Source organism: Streptomyces sp. NPDC058289, assembly GCF_042880975.1.
GTDB lineage: Bacteria > Actinomycetota > Actinomycetes > Streptomycetales > Streptomycetaceae > Streptomyces > Streptomyces stoeckheimensis.
The window spans coordinates 22,726-38,030 of the sequence record NZ_JBHVYI010000082.1; the positions used below are offsets into that span (position 1 = coordinate 22,726).

The 15,305-nt window shown below is 74.2% G+C and carries 10 protein-coding genes; 6 read left to right on the forward strand and 4 right to left on the reverse strand.

Features of this window, described 5'->3' with window-relative positions; genetic code table 11:
• The first annotated feature begins 65 nt into the window (after positions 1-65).
• Positions 66-1,739 (forward strand): hypothetical protein, encoded by a 1,674-nt coding sequence (locus tag ACFVX6_RS31600; RefSeq protein WP_389697273.1) that lies wholly within the window; start codon positions 66-68, stop codon positions 1,737-1,739.
• 60 nt (positions 1,740-1,799) lie between these two features.
• Here ACFVX6_RS31600 and ACFVX6_RS31605 read toward each other — a convergent pair whose 3' ends face one another.
• On the reverse strand, positions 1,800-3,179 hold the full coding sequence (locus ACFVX6_RS31605; protein WP_389697275.1) for a transcriptional regulator: 1,380 nt from the start codon (positions 3,177-3,179) through the stop codon (positions 1,800-1,802).
• Between the two features lie 219 nt (positions 3,180-3,398).
• Here ACFVX6_RS31605 and ACFVX6_RS31610 point away from each other — a divergent pair, with 219 nt between their 5' ends.
• The 3 genes from ACFVX6_RS31610 (at position 3,399) to ACFVX6_RS31620 (ending at position 6,817) form a co-directional block, all read left to right on the forward strand.
• Entirely contained in the window at positions 3,399-4,079 is a 681-nt protein-coding gene (locus ACFVX6_RS31610; protein ID WP_389697277.1) for a bifunctional DNA primase/polymerase, read from the forward strand.
• Between the two features lie 183 nt (positions 4,080-4,262).
• On the forward strand, positions 4,263-5,147 hold the full coding sequence (locus ACFVX6_RS31615) for an ABC transporter ATP-binding protein (RefSeq protein WP_389697279.1): 885 nt from the start codon (positions 4,263-4,265) through the stop codon (positions 5,145-5,147).
• Positions 5,144-6,817, forward strand: coding sequence for a transporter (locus ACFVX6_RS31620; protein WP_389697281.1), 1,674 nt, complete (start codon positions 5,144-5,146; stop codon positions 6,815-6,817). The genes ACFVX6_RS31615 and ACFVX6_RS31620 overlap by 4 nt, the downstream gene beginning before the upstream one ends.
• Positions 6,818-6,956: 139 nt before the next feature.
• Here ACFVX6_RS31620 and ACFVX6_RS31625 read toward each other — a convergent pair whose 3' ends face one another.
• Positions 6,957-7,529, reverse strand: coding sequence for an NAD(P)H oxidoreductase (locus ACFVX6_RS31625; RefSeq protein ID WP_389697283.1), 573 nt, complete (start codon positions 7,527-7,529; stop codon positions 6,957-6,959).
• Entirely contained in the window at positions 7,526-8,647 is a 1,122-nt protein-coding gene (locus tag ACFVX6_RS31630; protein ID WP_389697285.1) for an NADP-dependent oxidoreductase, read from the reverse strand. The genes ACFVX6_RS31625 and ACFVX6_RS31630 overlap by 4 nt, the downstream gene beginning before the upstream one ends.
• 200 nt (positions 8,648-8,847) lie before the next feature.
• On the opposite strand from ACFVX6_RS31630, the gene ACFVX6_RS31635 reads away from it, so the two are divergent.
• A complete protein-coding gene (locus tag ACFVX6_RS31635; RefSeq protein ID WP_389697287.1) occupies positions 8,848-12,951 on the forward strand; it encodes a BTAD domain-containing putative transcriptional regulator in 4,104 nt (1,367 codons plus the stop codon).
• Positions 12,948-13,310 carry a hypothetical protein gene (locus ACFVX6_RS31640; protein ID WP_389697289.1) on the forward strand — a complete coding sequence of 121 codons (363 nt, stop codon included), beginning with the start codon at positions 12,948-12,950 and terminating at the stop codon, positions 13,308-13,310. Before ACFVX6_RS31635 ends, ACFVX6_RS31640 begins: the two co-directional genes overlap by 4 nt.
• 757 nt (positions 13,311-14,067) lie before the next feature.
• Here the strand turns inward: ACFVX6_RS31640 and ACFVX6_RS31645 are convergent.
• Positions 14,068-14,979, reverse strand: coding sequence for an alpha/beta fold hydrolase (locus ACFVX6_RS31645; RefSeq protein ID WP_389697291.1), 912 nt, complete (start codon positions 14,977-14,979; stop codon positions 14,068-14,070).
• Positions 14,980-15,305 lie beyond the last annotated feature (326 nt).

Consider the following 15,305-nt stretch of genomic DNA (forward strand, 5'->3'; position numbering starts at 1 on the left):
CAACCCTTGGGGCGGGCCGTCCGTCAAACCCCGCAGCAGTCACATGGACGCACGGGGGAGAACCGGTGAACAGCTTCAAGAGGACCATGACGGCCGTCGGTACGGCGGTCGTCATCGCGGCCGTGGGTGCCCTGGCGGCTCCCGCTGCGAGTGCGGCCGTACCGGCCGCACGGCAGGCGGCCCTGGCGTCCGACCCGGAGGCGAAGTCCGTGGCGATCTCGCTGCCGGCCGCCAGCGTCCGCCGGAACCAGAACAACCAGTTCGTCGTCTTCGTCGACGCCCACGCGAGTGCTCCGACCCGGGTGGAGGTACGCCGGGCCGGCACCGACAAGGTCGTCGCCGTGGTCGACGAGCTCACGTACAAGGACCCGGGTCCCGACGAATCGGGCGGTCCCAGCTACCAGTGGTACGAGGGTGACAAGCAGCCGCTCGTCCTCGACGACATAGGGGACTACGAACTGGACGTGTACGCCAAGGACGGCACCACCGAAGTGAGCCGTCGCAACGCCGGACGGTTCACCTACGCGATCGACGCCCGGGTCGAGGCGAAGTCCAGTCGGCAGGAGTTCTCCCTGGACGACCTCGACACCCAGGTCACCGGCACGGTCACCGCGATCCACCCGCGCACCGGGGTGCGCCTGCCGCTGACGGGCGCCAGCGTCCGTGCCCGCCTCGGCGAGGGCCAGGCCGACGGGGTGTCCGACGCCCTGGGCAAGTTCACCATCACCGTCGCCGCCCTCGGCATCGAGAAGACCCTGACCCACACCGTGGCCCTCGCGAGCGGGGGCACCGAGGTGCCCGTGACGACCCCGGCGAAGATCCGGGCCCAGAAGTCCACGCTGACGATGACCTCGACGGCTCCCCTCACCGCGCGGTACGGGACCGCCGTACCCGTGCGTGGCAAGCTCACCCGCCTCGCGGACGACGGCACGCTCAAGCCCGCCACCGGCCGGAGCGTCGCCGCCTCGGGAGCCGGGAAGGCAACGGCCTCAACCGGACCCGACGGGAGCTACACCCTGCTGCCCCCGATCCTCAGGACCGGCTCCGTGGGCGTGTACGTCCAGGACGCCTGGCTGCTGGGTGACGGCACGCGCACCGCGACCGTCGCGAAGGTCACCCACACGACCAAGGTCGTCGAGGACAAGGTGGCCTCCACCGACAAGTACGGCAGGCTCACCATCAGCGGCAAGGTCACCGTCGACGGCCTCACCAGCCAGCAGGCCCCGGTCGAGATCCAGTTCCGGACCACGTCGGGTCAATGGATCACCAAGACCTCCCTCGTCGTGCCCTACAACAAGACGTTCACCGTGACGGTCGCCCCGTCGCGCTTCTATTCCGCCGACGGGTGGCGGGTGCACACGCCGGGCACCAAGAACATCGGCCCCAGCACGGGCACCAAGGTGCTCCGCCAGAACCGCGCCGCGACGCAGATCTCGGGCGAGCGCGTCGGACCGCTCCAGGTGGTCAAGGGCAAGCAGCTGACCGTCTCCGGAGTCCTGCGGACCTCCACCCCCGAGGGGTTCGTGCCGTACGCCGGCCAGAAGGTCCGCTACGACTTCCGGCCCGACGGCTCCACCGTGTGGAAGGAGATGGGCACCTCCGTCTCCGGGTCCTACGGAGCCGTGAGCATGAAGTTCACCGCGCAGACCAGCGGCTACTGGCGCATCCGCTTCGTCGACGCCGACGCAACCCACCTCGTCAGCACCGGCCGGGAGGGACGCATCGAGGTCATCGGCTGAGCTGAACCGCCGACATCGGCCGAAGCGGCGGCCCCGCCGCCCGGACACCCGGGCGGCGGGTCAGCCGACCGGCTCCAGGCGGGCCGTGAACTCCCGGGCCGCCGGTTCCTCCCGGTACGGGTCCAGGCGGGTGCGGAAGTCCTCCAGGTACACCGCCCCGCGGTGGGAGCGGATGCCCGACAGGGCCTCCGCCGCCCGGGTCGCCGTCTGGCAGGCGGCTTCCACCTCGCGCTGCTGCACCCGCGCCGCCGCCAGCAGGAGCAGACCGATCGCCCGGCGCCTCGCCTTGCCCGCCGGGAGGTCCCGTAGCGCCTCCTCCGCGCGCTTCGCCGCCGCGTCGGCCTGCCCCAGGTCCCGGTGGCAGTGCGCCAGTTCGTCCGCGAGGTACGCCTGGTCGAAGTGCCGGATCCACTCCGGGTCGTCCCCCGACTCCGGCTCCGCCCGCTCCAGCGCCGTCAGCGCCCGCGAGGACAGCACCGCCGTCGACCGCGCGTCACCGAGCAGGGCGTGGCCCCGCGCCTCCGCCGCGTAGAACATCGCCTCCACCCGGGGGGTGACCTGGCCGCGCGTCCCCTCCTGTGCCGCTCTCGCCAGCTGCGCGATCTCCCTCGGATTGCCCAGTTCGGCCGCGAGGTGGCTCATCGACGCCGCCAGCACGTAGCCCCCGTACGCCCGGTCGCCCGCCGCCTGCGCGAGCCGGAGCGCCTGGATGTAGTAGCGCTGGGCCAGGCCCGGCTGGCCGGTGTCCACCGCCATGTAGCCCGCCAGCTCCGTGAGTCGGGCGACCGCCGCGAACAGCGCCCGGCCGACCGGCTCCCGGTACGAGCCGCCGATCAGGCCGGAGACCACCGAGTTGAGGTAGTGCACGACCACCGGGCGCACGTGCCCGCTGCCGAAGCGGTGGTCGAGGTCCTTCAGCGCCTGCGTGGTGGCCCGTACCGCCTCCACGTCCGACATCCCCACCCGTGAGCCGCCGCTGCGCGCGACCTGCGCGTCGGCCCCGGTGATGAGCCAGTCGCGGCTCGGCTCGACCAGCGCCGAGGAGGCCACGCTCGACCCCGACAGGAAGTCGCGCCGGCCCACGTCGCTCCGCCACAACTCGCTGACCTGCTCGATCGCACCGATGACGGTCGGGGAGAACTGCAGGCCGACACCGGAGGCGAGGTTCTTGCCGTTGGCCATGCCGATCTCGTCGATGGTGACGGTCCGGCCGAGTTTGCGGCCCAGCGACTCGGCGATGATCCCGGGGGCCCGGCCGCGCGGCTGCTGGCCCCGCAGCCAACGGGCCACGGAGGTCTTGTCGTAGCGGAGGTCGAGGCCGTGCTCGGCCCCGCACATGTTGACGCGCCGGGCGAGCCCGGCATTGGAGCACCCGGCTTCCTGGATGAGCGCCTGCAGCCGTTCGTTCGGCTGGCGGGCGACGAGAGGCCTGGCTGCCATGAAAACCCCCAGAGACGCGGGTGATCGTTCGAATGATCACTTCCCGCCTGATGTGCGGGGAATCTTCCCCATTGCGTCCTGTCGCTACCCACCTCCGGCGCCCCGGCCTCCTACGCGCCCCCCGCGATGCACCGATGCGCCCCGCATGCAGGATCGATGCTCCGGAGCCCGGCTGGTTTACGCCCGTAACCCCCGGTGACCGCAAGAGTTGTGTTGCACGTGGAAGAGACCATCGGAGTCACGGAGACCGCGCCCATCCCCCTGCAGCGCAGTGAGTCGCTGCTGGACCATGCCGTGCGGTACACGGAAGAACGGCACTGGGATGTCTTCGCCGGCACCTGGCTGGAGTCCGGCGACGGGCGGGAACAGTGCTCGTGCGGGGCCGCAGAGTGCCCGGCGCCCGGCGCACACGCGGCGGGGAAGGACTGGGCCTCGCAGGCCTCGGGCAGCGCCGTGCAGGTCAGGCGGCTCTGGGGCAAGAACCCGAAGGCCGCCATCCTGCTGCCCACCGGCCGGACCTTCGACGCGCTCGACGTCCCGGACGCCGCCGGTTTCCTCGCGCTGGCCCGGCTCCAGCGCATGCAGCGCACCCTCGGACCGGTGATCGCAAACCCGGCGGGGCGGATGCTTTTCTTCGTCCTGCCCGGCGCCGGGGCGAAGGTGCCCGACCTGCTGCGCAAGATCGGCTGGCAGCCGGCCCAACTCGACCTGGTCGCACGCGGTGAGGGCGAGTACGTGGCCGCGCCGCCGACCCGGATCGGCGGGCGCGGATCGGTGCAGTGGGCGCAGCCGCCGACGGCTGCGAACCGGTGGCTGCCCGACGTGGAGGAGCTGATCGACGCGCTCGCTTACGCGTGCGGGCGCGAGGCGGCGGCGGAACGGGCCCGGCGCACGACCTGACCCACGGGCCACCCGGGCCGGCGAACTGCCCCACGGTCCCTGATGCACGATCCCTGCCCCACAGGCCCTGACCAGCGGACATGTTCGTCGGGAAACTCATGACATAAGTAACTGCTCCGCCTCTCCCCCTCCTCTTATGGTGAGAAAAGCAGGACACGGGGAACGGAATCGAGAGGCAGGCGCATGCCGGACCAGGGCGTTGCGACGGGCGGGACGGACGGAACGGGCGGCGGTGTGCGACCCGCACCGTCCGTCGCACCCGCCGTGCGGGTAGAGGGTTTGTGGAAGCGGTTCGGCGAGCAGGTGGCCGTGTCCGGGATCGATCTGGAGCTGCCCGCCGGGCAGTTCGTCGGCCTGGTCGGGCCGAACGGCGCGGGCAAGACCACGACGCTGTCCATGGTGACCGGGCTGCTGCGCCCGGACATGGGCCGGGTGATCGTCGCCGGGCACGACGTGTGGGCGGACCCGGTCGAGGTGAAGTCCCGGATCGGCGTGCTGCCGGAGGGGCTGCGGCTCTTCGAGCGGCTCTCCGGGCGGGAACTGCTCGGCTACATGGGCCGGTTGCGGGGGCTGCCGGGCCGCGAGACGGACAGCCGCGCCACGCAGCTGCTGGAGATCCTGGACCTGGCCGGTTCGCAGAACAAGCTGATCGTCGACTACTCGACGGGCATGCGGAAGAAGATCGGCTTGGCGGCCGCGCTGCTCCACAACCCCGAAGTGCTCTTCCTGGACGAGCCGTTCGAGGGCGTGGACCCGGTGTCCGCGCAGACCATCCGCGGAGTGCTGGAACGTTACACCTCCTCCGGAGCCACGGTCGTCTTCTCCTCCCACGTCATGGAGCTCGTCGAGTCGCTGTGCGACTGGGTGGCCGTCATGGCCGCCGGCCGGATCCGGGCCGCGGGCCCGCTGGCCGACGTACGGGGCGACGCGCCCTCGCTGCAGGCCGCGTTCCTGGAACTGGTCGGGGCGCAGGGCCGGGCCACCGGCGAGTCCCTGGACTGGCTCGGCGGCGGGGCTGCTGCCAACGGCGGGAGCCACGGGGCGGGCAACGGGGCGGGCGTCCGATGAGCACGCCCACGCCCACGCCCACGCGGGCTCCGGCGCCCGCAGCCGGATCGGCCGCCTCCGCCTCCGCGGCCGCGTCGGTCAACATCACCCCGATCTTCGTCCGCCTCAAGCTGTCCCTCCTGCGCAACGGACTCAAGGGCTCCTCGAAGCGCAAGGCCGCCTACTTCGGCGCCCTCGCCTTCGCCCTCGTCTTCGCCTTCTTCACCACGCTCGGCCTCGCCCTGCTGCGCGGCAACGCGCACGCCGGGACGGTCGTCGTCCTGCTGGCGGCGGTCATGGCCCTCTGCTGGACGTTCGTCCCGCTGTTCTTCCCCACCGGCGACGAGACGCTCGACCCGAGTCGGCTGGTCATGCTGCCGCTGCGCCCGCGGCCGCTCGTACGGGCCCTGCTGGCCTCCTCGCTCGTCGGCATCGGGCCGCTGTTCACGCTGTGCCTGGCCGTCGGCTCGGTGATCGCCCTCGCGCGGGGCGCGGCGGGCGTGGTGGCCGCCGTCCTGGCCGTGCCGCTGCTGCTGGTCGGCTGCGTCGCGCTGGCCCGGGCGGTGGCGACCGCCAACGTCCGGCTCCTGACCAGCCGCAAGGGGCGCGACCTCGCGCTGCTCAGCGGCCTGCTGATCGCGATCGGCGCGCAGGTGGCGAACATCGCCGGCCAGCGGCTGTTCGAGGTCGGCGGCCTGGAGCGGCTGGAGCCGGCCGAGGCGGTCGTGCGCTGGCTGCCGCCCGCGACGGCCGTCGGGATGGTGGACTCCGCGAGCGAGGGCTCGTACGGGATCGCGGCCGCCCAGCTCCTCATCACGGTCGCCGCCCTCGGGCTGCTGCTCTGGTTCTGGGAGCGCAGCCTGACCAAGCTGATGGTCACCCCGGACGGTTCGACGATCGCGGCCGCCAAGGAGAAGAAGAAGCCGGCGAACGGCAAGGCCGGCAGCGGCTGGTCGTTCCTGCCGGACGACCGTACGGGCGCGGCGATCCAGCGTGCGCTGCGCTACATCGTGCGCGACCCGAAGACCAAGGCGGCCTGGGTGTCAGCCCTGGCGATCGGTCTGATCATCCCCGTCGCCAACGCCCTCCAGGGCAGCGGCTCGGTGTACCTGGCCTGCTTCGCCTCGGGCATGCTCGGCGTCCAGATGTACAACCAGTTCGGGCAGGACACCTCGGCGTTCTGGATGGTCGCGCAGACCATCGCCGGCACCCGTGACGCGTACGTCGAACTGCGCGCCCGCGCCCTGGCCCTCGCGCTGATCACCGTGCCCTTCACGGCGGTGGTCGCGGCGATCACGGCCGCCCTGGTCGACAACTGGTCCGGCCTCCCCGCCGCCCTGGGCCTGGCACTGGCCCTGCTCGGCTCGATGCTGTGCACGGGAGCCCTGGCCTCGGCCCGCTTCCCGTACTCGATCCCGACGGACGGCGCCTTCAAGAACGTCGCCCCGGGGCAGGGCGCCCTGGCGTGGGCGGGCATCTTCGTCGGCATGCTCGCCTCGGCGCTGATCTGCTCCCCGATGATCGCCCTGGCCATCTACTTCAACGTGGCGGACCAGCAGTCCCTGAGCTGGATCCTGCTCCCCCTGGGCGTGGCCTGGGGCACCCTGGCCACCTGGTCCGGCCTGCGCCTCGCAGCCCCGACGGTGGCCCGCAAGCTCCCGGAGATCCTGCTGGCGGTCAGCAAGGGCTGACCGTCCGGGGCGGTCGGACGTGACGGGGGCATCGGGCGCCGCTGGGCGGACCGGTGCCCCCGTCCCGTACCCGGGCGGGTACGGCTGGCGGCCGTGGTGCCGGACGTGCTGCCGGTCGTGCTGGCGGCCGTGCTGCCGGTCAACGGGCCAGGGCCCGGGCCAGGGCCGTGTCCGCCTCGGGCAGGGCCGACTCGCCCGCGCTCAGGGAGTCGTAGACGAAGTGGACGGTGGCCCCCTCGATGCCGCAGTACTCCGAGATCCCGACGCGCAGCAGGCGGTCCACCGGCTCGTCCCAGCCCAGCTCCTTGAACTTCGCCTCCGGGTAGCTCACCAGGGGGATCCAGACCATCCGCTTGCCCTTCAGGAGCGGGCGGCGGCGTCCGTAGGCGAAGCCGTTGTTCCAGACCCGGTCGATCCAGCCCTTCAGGACGGCCGGCAGGCCGAACCACCAGAGCGGGAAGACGACGACGAGGATCTCGGCGGCGGCGATCCGGTCCATGTGGGCCCGGGTCTCGGCGGAGTACTCCTTGTCGGGGTCCGACCAGTCCGGCTCGTCCTCGGTGCCCATCCGGGGGTCGAAGCCCTCGGCGTGCAGATCGAGCAGGTCGACCGTGTGGCCGTCGGCCTCCAGCCGGGCCACGGCGCGGCGGGCCAGCTGGGCGGTCAGGGAATCGCCGCGGGGGTGGGCCAGGACGACCAGGGCGGCGCTCATCGGGCATCGGTGGTGGTCGTGGTGGGCGTGGTGGTCGTGGTCGCCTTCGCGGCGGTGGGTTCCGGGGAGAGCCGGACCAGCATCTTGCCGGTGTTCGCGCCGCGCATCATGCCGAGGAAGGCCTCCGGGGCCCGCTCGATGCCGTCGACGACGGTCTCCTCCGTGCGCAGGCTGCCGTCCGCCAACCATCCCGCCGCCCGGCCGATCCACTCCGGGAACAGGTCGAAGTGGCTGGAGACGAGCATCCCGCGCAGGGTCACCTCGCGGGCCGCGGCCCGGAAGAGGTTGTCCGGGCCCACCGCCGGAGCGGTGGAGTTGTAGCCGCTGATCGCACCGACCATGGCGATCCGCCCGCCCTGGCGCATCGCGCCGATGGCCGCCTGGAGGTGGTCGCCGCCGACCGCGTCGAGGTAGACGTCGATGCCCTCGGGGGCCGCCTCGGCGAGCTGGCCGGCCAGGTCGCCGAGGCGGTAGTCGACGACCGCGTCGTAGCCGAAGCGGTCCAGGAGCCCCCGCGTCTTCAGCGGGCCGCCCGCCGAGCCGATCACCCGGGAGGCGCCCAGGCGCCGCGCCAGCTGCCCGGCGACGCTGCCGACCGCTCCGGCGGCGGCGGAGACGAAGACGACGTCGCCCTCCTTGACCGGGGCGGTGCGGGTCAGCGCCGCGTACGCCGTCAGTCCGGTGGTGCCGAGCGGACCGAGGTACGCGGACCGCGAGGCGATCGAGGGATCCACGACGGTGGCGGCAGCCGCGTCGAGGACCGCGTACTCCCGCCAGCCGAGGAAGTGCGAGACGGTCGCCCCGACCGGCACCGACGCCGAGCGGGAGGCGACGACCTCGCCGATCGCGCTGCCTTCGATGGCCGTGCCGAGTGCGAAGGGCGGGATGTAGGAGGGGGCGTCGTCCATCCGGCCCCGCATGTACGGGTCCACGGACATCCAGGTGTTGCGGACGAGGATCTGGCCCTCGGCGGGCTCCGGGACCTCGGTGGCGACCAGCTCGAAGTGGTGCGGGCCCGGCTCGCCGACGGGGCGGGCGGCGAGGCGGATCTCATGGGAGAGGGTGCGCTTGGTGGGGGTGGGGGTGGGGGTGGCGGGGGTGGCGGCGGTCCTGGTCATCCGACGGTTCCTTCCGGTGGGTGCGGCGGCCGCTCGGTCGCGGTCACAGGAACACCATGTGCGGGGCCGCGCACGGGCCGCGCACGCGTCACGCACGGGCCGCGCACGGGCGCATGTTCGGGGTCATGTACGGGGTCATGTACGGGGGTCATGTACGGGCACACGCATGCGGCCTGACGGGCAAGAAGTAACGTTGCGGCATGCGTTTCGAGGTGCTGGGTCCCCTGACCGTCCGCACGGATGACGGGACTCCCGTGCCCGTTCCCGAGGCGAAGGTACGGACCCTGCTCGCGGCCCTCCTCGTACGCGACGGCCGGCCCGTGCCGGTCGACCGGCTGATCGACGACCTGTGGGGCGAGGCCGGCGACGCCGCCCCCGGCAACCCGGGTAACACCCTCCAGACCAAGGTCTCCCAGCTCCGCCGGACCCTCGCCGGGGCCGAGGACGGCGCACGCGCCCTGGTCGCGTACGGTCCGGCGGGCTACGCCCTGCGCGCTCCCGCGCGGGCCGTGGACGCGGACCGCTTCGCGGAGCTGGCGGCGGCCGCGCGCAAGGAGGCGGAGCCGCGGCCCAGGGCGGAGCTGCTGGCCCGGGCGCTCGGGCTGTGGCAGGGGGATGCGTACGCCGACTTCCGCGACGCGGAGTTCACGCAGGCGGCGATCGCCCGGCTGGAGGAGCAGCGGATCACGGCGTACGAGGACCTGGCGGAGGCCCGCCTCGCACTCGGTGAACACCACCAGCTCGCCGACGAGTTGGCCGAACCCGCCGCGGCCCACCCGTTGCGCCAGCGGCTGCGCGGCAGCCAGATGCGGGCCCTGTACCGCGCCGGCCGCCAGAGCGAGGCCCTCACCGTCTACGCACACCTGCGCGAGCTCTTCGCCGAGGAACTCGGCATCGACCCCGGCGCGGAGCTCTCGGCCCTGCACGAAGCCATCCTCCGCCAGGACCCGGCGCTGGCGGGGCCGGTGGCGGGGGGCGGTCCGGTCCCGGCCGTGGCGGCACCGGGCGTCGCAGGCCCGGCCGTCTCGGCGCCGGGCGTCTCGGCGCCGGGCGTCGCAGTCCCGGCTGTCTCGGGCCCGGCCGTCGCGGCCCCGGCCGCCGCAGCACTGGGTGTCGCAGCTCCGGCCGTCGCAACCCCGGCCGTCGCAGTCCAGGCCGCCGTGGCACTGGGCGTCGCAGCCCAGGCCGTCACGGGCCCGGGCGTCGCGGTCCCGGGCGGTCCGGTCCCGGCCGCCGCAGCCTCGGGCGGTCCAATCCCAGCCGTGGCGGCCCCGGGCGTCGCAGCCCCGGCTGTCGCAGGCCCGGCCATCGCAGGCCCGGCCGCCGTGGCCCCGGGCGTCGCAGCCCAGGCCGTCACGGGCCCAGCCGTCACGGCACCGGGCGCCGCAGCCCCGGCCATCGCAGGCCCGGCTGTCGCGGTCCCGGGCGGGCCGGTCCCAGCCGTGGCAGCCCCGGCCGTCGCAGACCCGGCCGTCACGCCACCGGCCGCCGCAGCCCCGGGTGTCGCAGCCCTGGCCGTCGCAGGCCCGGCTGTCGCAGGCCCGGGCGTCGCGGTCCCGGGTGTCGCAGCCCCAGCCACCGCAGGCCCAGCCGTCACGGCACCGGGCGCCGCAGCCCCGGCCGTCGCAGGCCCGGCTGTCGCAGGCCCGGGCGGGCCGGTCCCAGCCGTGGCAGCCCCGGCCGTCGCGGTCCCGGGCGGTCCGGTCTCAGCCGTGGCAGCCCCGGGCGTCGCAGGCCCGGCCGTCATACCACCGGCCGCCGCAGCCCCGGCCGTCACGGGCCCGGGCGGTCCGGCCCTAGCCGTCGCGGCGCCGGCCGCCACGGTTCCGGCCGCCACGGGTCCGGCCGTCACGGGTCCAGGCGGCGCGGGCCCAAGCGGCGCGGGCCCGGCCGCAACGGCCCCAGGCGTGGGCTCGGTTGTGGAGCACGGACCTTCGGCTGAGGGGGATCGGGGTCGGGCGTCCGGGGGCGGCGGCGGGAACCTGCCCACCCCCGTCAGTTCCCTCGTGGGGCGCGAGGAGGCCGTCGCCCGGGTGTGCGCGGCGCTCGGAGCCGGTCGTCTGGTGACGCTGTGCGGGCCCGGCGGCGTCGGGAAGACCCGGCTCGCGCTCGCCGCGGCGGCCCGGCTGGAGGGGGCCCACCCCGACGGGGTGTGGTTCGTGGAACTCGCCGGCGCACCCGGCACGTCGGTCGCCGAAGCGGTGGCCGCCGCGATCGGGATGCGCGAGGACGACGCGGGCGGCGGCTCCGTCGAGGAGCGGCTCGCCGAGGTGTTGCAGCGGCGAGCGACCCTGCTCGTACTCGACAACTGCGAACACCTCCTCCCGGCCGCCGCGGCCCTCGCCGACCGGCTCCTGCGCCGCGCCCCCGGACTGCGCGTCCTCGCCACCAGTCAGGAGCCGCTCGCGCTCTCGGGCGAGGTGATCGAGGCCGTCGCCCCGCTCGCGGAGGCCCAGGCCGTGGAACTGTTCGCGGCCCGCGCGGCCGCCGCCGCCCCCGGCTTCGCCCTCGGCCCCGGCACCGCCGAGGCCGTAGCCCTGATCTGCCGCCGGCTGGACGGGATCCCGCTCGCGCTGGAACTCGCCGCGACGCGGGTACGGGTCCTGGGGGTGGAGGCCCTGGCGGAACGGCTGCACGACCGGTTCCGCCTGCTCAACCAGGTGCGCCGCGACGCCCCGGCCCGCCAGCGCACGCTGCGCGCGATGATCGACTGGAGCTGGGAGCTCCTCTCGCCGGCGGAGGCGACGGTACTGCGCCGGCTGTCGGTGTTCGCGGGCGGATTCACCGTAGAGGCGGCCGAGGCGGTGTGCGCGGATCAAGGCACGGACGAAAGCGCAGACGAAGGCGCCGCCGGCCAGAGCATCCCCGGTCAGGACGTCCTCGATCTCGTCACACGGCTCGTGGACTGCTCGCTCGTCGTATCCGCCTACGGGGACTCCGTGTACGGGGGCACGCGCCTGCGGCTGCTGGAGTCGGTGGCGGCGTACGGGCTGGAGCGGCTCGACGCCGCCGGAGAGACGGGCGCGACCCGGCAGCGGCACGCGGAGTACTACGCGGGGTTCGCCGAGCGCGCGGCCGAGCGACTGCACGGGCCCGAGCAGGGCGAATGGCTGCGGCGGCTCGACCGGGAGAGCCTCAACACCCGGGCCGCCCTGGAGCACACGGGGTCCGGGGATGTGGGGCTGCGGCTGGTCGGCGCGCAGTCCTGGTACTGGTTCCTGCGCGGCCGGATCCAGGAGGCCACCGAGGCCACCCGCGCAGCGGGCTCCACGACCCTGCACGCCGCCTTCGCACTGCTCGGCGGGGACGACAGCCACCTGGGCGGCGACTTCTCCGGCGCCGACCTCCGGGGACAGTGGCTGCTGGCCTACGCCCGGTGCGGCTTCGGCTCCGGCGTCCTGGAGAACGAACTCATCCTCTTCCCGGCCCAGTTCCGCGCGACCGGCGACCGCTGGGGCGAAGCGGTCGCCCTGCTCACCCTCTCGACCCGGGCCCTCTACGACGGCAACCTCGCGGAACTGCGCCGCAACGCGGAGGCTGCCGCCGCGGTCTTCACCGAACTCGGCGACCGCTGGGGCCAGTTGCAGACCTCGGAGCAGCTCGGCATCCTCGCCGAGGTGACCGGGGACTACGCGGCCGCGGCGCGGCTCCACGAGGACGGCGTACGGGACGCGCAGGAACTGGAGCTGTGGACGCACGCCTCCTTCCGGCTGGCCCGGCAGGGCCGCATCGCGCTGCTGACCGGCGACCTCGCGTGCGCGGCCGTCCTGCACGAGCAGGCCCTGCAGCTGGCGGAGGAGCAATGCCACCGCCCGGCCGAGCAGTTCGCGACGATCGGGCTCGCCCTGGGCGCACGGCGCAGCGGAGACCTGGACGGCGCCGAAGTCCTGCTGCGGCCGTGGCTCGACTGGAACCAGCGGCTCGGGGTGGACTCCGGGGCCGCGCTGATCCTGGCGGAGCTGGGGTACGTCGCGGAGTTGCGGGCCGACCCGGCCGCGGCGGAGTCCCTGCACCGGGAGGGCCTCGCGGCGGCCCGCCGCACCGGGGACCCCCGCGCGCTCGCCCTGGCCCTCGAAGGCCTGGCGGGGATACTCCCGCCCGCCCGGGCGGCCTCCCTGCTGGGCACGGCGACGGCGCTGCGCGCCTCGGTGGGCACCCCGCGTCCCCGGGCGGAACGCACCGACACCGACCGGGCGACGGCCCGAGCCCGCGCAGCCCTGGGCCCGGAGGCGTTCGCGACCGCCTTCGCCACGGGCGAAGCCCTCCCCCTGCCGGACCAGCTCACCCTCCTGGACGGCCCGTGACCGGCCCCGCAGCGGGGCTGCCCCCCGATGTCGCCGAAGCGCTGGACGTCCTGCTCGGCACGGAGGACGCGGTCCACCGCGCGCTCCGCCTCCAAGTGCCGCACCTACGGGCGACCGGACGCTGCTCGTGCGGCTGCGGCACGACGGACTTCGACCTGGATGCGGAAGCGGTGGCAGCGGCCCCGCTGCCCGCCGGGACCGTGGTGGCGGCCGAGGCCCAGCTGTACGACGCGGCCGAGCACTGCATCGGCGAGATCCTGGCATTCACCCAAAACGGCCGCCTGGCATGGCTGGAGCTCTGCTCCTGGAGTGACACCCCCCTCACACTGCCCGACGCCCTACGCATGCTGCGCCCCTAGGGCCTGTCGTCAAACTCCCGTCGTCGCCCGAAGGGCGAGGCAGAAGGGAGTTTGACGACAGGCCCTAGCCACACGCCCCCAACCGCCCAACCACCGACGACCACCCACCCGCCCGCGGCCATCCACCACCCACGGCCATCAGCCCACGGGGCCCATCGAGAGCGGGGCCCGGATCGGGCGCCATCTACCCACGCCCATCCACCGGCGGCCACCCGCCCTCGGTCATCTACCGGCGCCCAATTGCTTGGGCGAGCCGCCAACGGCCGCTCTCCGGCCGCCACCTGACCCCCCGCAGGATCCGCGAAGCCCCACGCAAGGCCCCGTAGGCACGGCAGGGGCCCACGGGAGCGACGGACACGGGCCCACGGCCCACACAAACCGCCATTACCGACCCACTGGGCCCCGCCGGGCCTCGTAGGACCCCGCAAGGCGGCCCCTCAGGGACCCGCAGGAGCACCGGGGGCGGCAGAAGGTCGGCCGGGCCCAACCAGCCGCCCTCACCGGCCCATCGGACCCCGCCAGGCCGTAAGACCGCAGGAGCGGCGGGGTGATGCGGCGCGCACCCAGCCCAACAGCCACCCTCGCCGACTCACCCGGCCCCGCCAAGCCTCGTAAGCCCCGCAAGGCGGCCCCACGGGGGCCCGCAGGAGCGACGGGGGCGGCAGAGGGCGCGCGGCCCAACAGCCGCCTTCAAGGCCCGCCGGGCCCCGCCCGGCCCCGCCGGACCCACCAGATCCCCGCCGGCCCCGCCCGCCCCTCACGCCGACGTCTTGACCCCCTCCAGGAACGGCTCCACCGCTGCGCGCCAAGCCGTCGGGTGGTCGAAGTGGAGGTAGTGGCCGGCGTCCGGGATCTCCGCGTACTGTCCGGCCGGCAGGACGCGGACCATTTCCTGGGCCTCCGCCCGGCCCAGTTCGCCGTCCAAGCCGCGGACGACCAGCGTCGGGCAGCGGACCTGGGCGAGCTCCTCCCAGTGCGCGTCGTGCACCCACGTCTCCCGCGCGGTCAGCATCTGACGGCGCGAGAACAGCGGGCGCCAGCCGTCGTCCGCCTGGTGCATCACCTCCGCGAAGAACTCGCCCCGGCCGGGATCCGGGCGCTCCACCCGCGGGTCGTCCTCGCCGAACCAGCGCCGCGCGGCGTCCTGAGTGGGGAACGGCAGCGGCCAGTGGCGGAACCATTCCTCCCACTCCTGCTGCGACGCCTCCCCCAGCGCGGACGCCCGCATGTCGCAGATGACCAGGGCCGCCACGAGGTCGGGGCGGCGGGCCGCGAGCTGCCAGGCCGTGAGGGCGCCCATGGAGTGGCCGATCAGCGTCACCGGTGCGAGGCCGAGCTGCTCGACGGCCGCTTCGGCGTCGGCCACGAAGGCCTCGCGTCCGTAGGCGACGGAGCTGCCGGGGCCGGAGGTCGGGGGGCGCTCGCTCTGGCCGTGGCCGCGCTGGTCCAGGGCCACGACGCGGCGGCTCGCGCCGAGCCAGCGGGCGGTGCCCGCCCAGTGGAAGGCACGGCCCATCAGGCCGTGCAGTAAGAGGGCCGCGGGCTCACCCGAGGACGAACGTGGCGGCAACGGCTCCGGCGCGGGCTCACGCTCCGCGGCCGCTGCGCAGAACTCCCAGGCCGCCAGGCGTACGCCGTCGGCCCCCGTCACATCGAGGCGTCGTACCACCGCAGATGCACCCCCTTCGCTCCCGGCCACCGTATCGAACCCGTATTCGAAAACGGGGTTCTCGCCGCCAACACCGCTCTTTCGAGTGACCTTGCTCAAGGATTGACCGCCGCTGCCGATGGAGATCCTTTCAACAGGGAGGCGGACCGCTCGGGGAAGACGGTCCGAAGGGATGACCTTGAGAGCTCGGGGCTCCAGGTCAAGCAGGGGAGGACCGGTCCCCGGGGCCGGACGGCCCCCGGGCCAACAAAAAAAAAACCCCACCCCCCAAAACCCCCCACCCCCCCCGCATATCCACCCCACGCCCCCCCCAACAAAAACCCCAC

Excerpts from the sequence above, each read along its gene's own strand:
- ACFVX6_RS31605 (WP_389697275.1), bottom strand. The coding sequence starts at position 3,179 with ATGGCAGCCAGGCCTCTCGTCGCCCGCCAGCCGAACGAACGGCTGCAG.
- ACFVX6_RS31630 (WP_389697285.1), bottom strand. The coding sequence starts at position 8,647 with ATGACCAGGACCGCCGCCACCCCCGCCACCCCCACCCCCACCCCCACC.
- ACFVX6_RS31615 (WP_389697279.1), top strand. The coding sequence starts at position 4,263 with ATGCCGGACCAGGGCGTTGCGACGGGCGGGACGGACGGAACGGGCGGC.
- ACFVX6_RS31625 (WP_389697283.1), bottom strand. The coding sequence starts at position 7,529 with ATGAGCGCCGCCCTGGTCGTCCTGGCCCACCCCCGCGGCGATTCCCTG.
- ACFVX6_RS31620 (WP_389697281.1), top strand. The coding sequence starts at position 5,144 with ATGAGCACGCCCACGCCCACGCCCACGCGGGCTCCGGCGCCCGCAGCC.
- ACFVX6_RS31635 (WP_389697287.1), top strand. The coding sequence starts at position 8,848 with ATGCGTTTCGAGGTGCTGGGTCCCCTGACCGTCCGCACGGATGACGGG.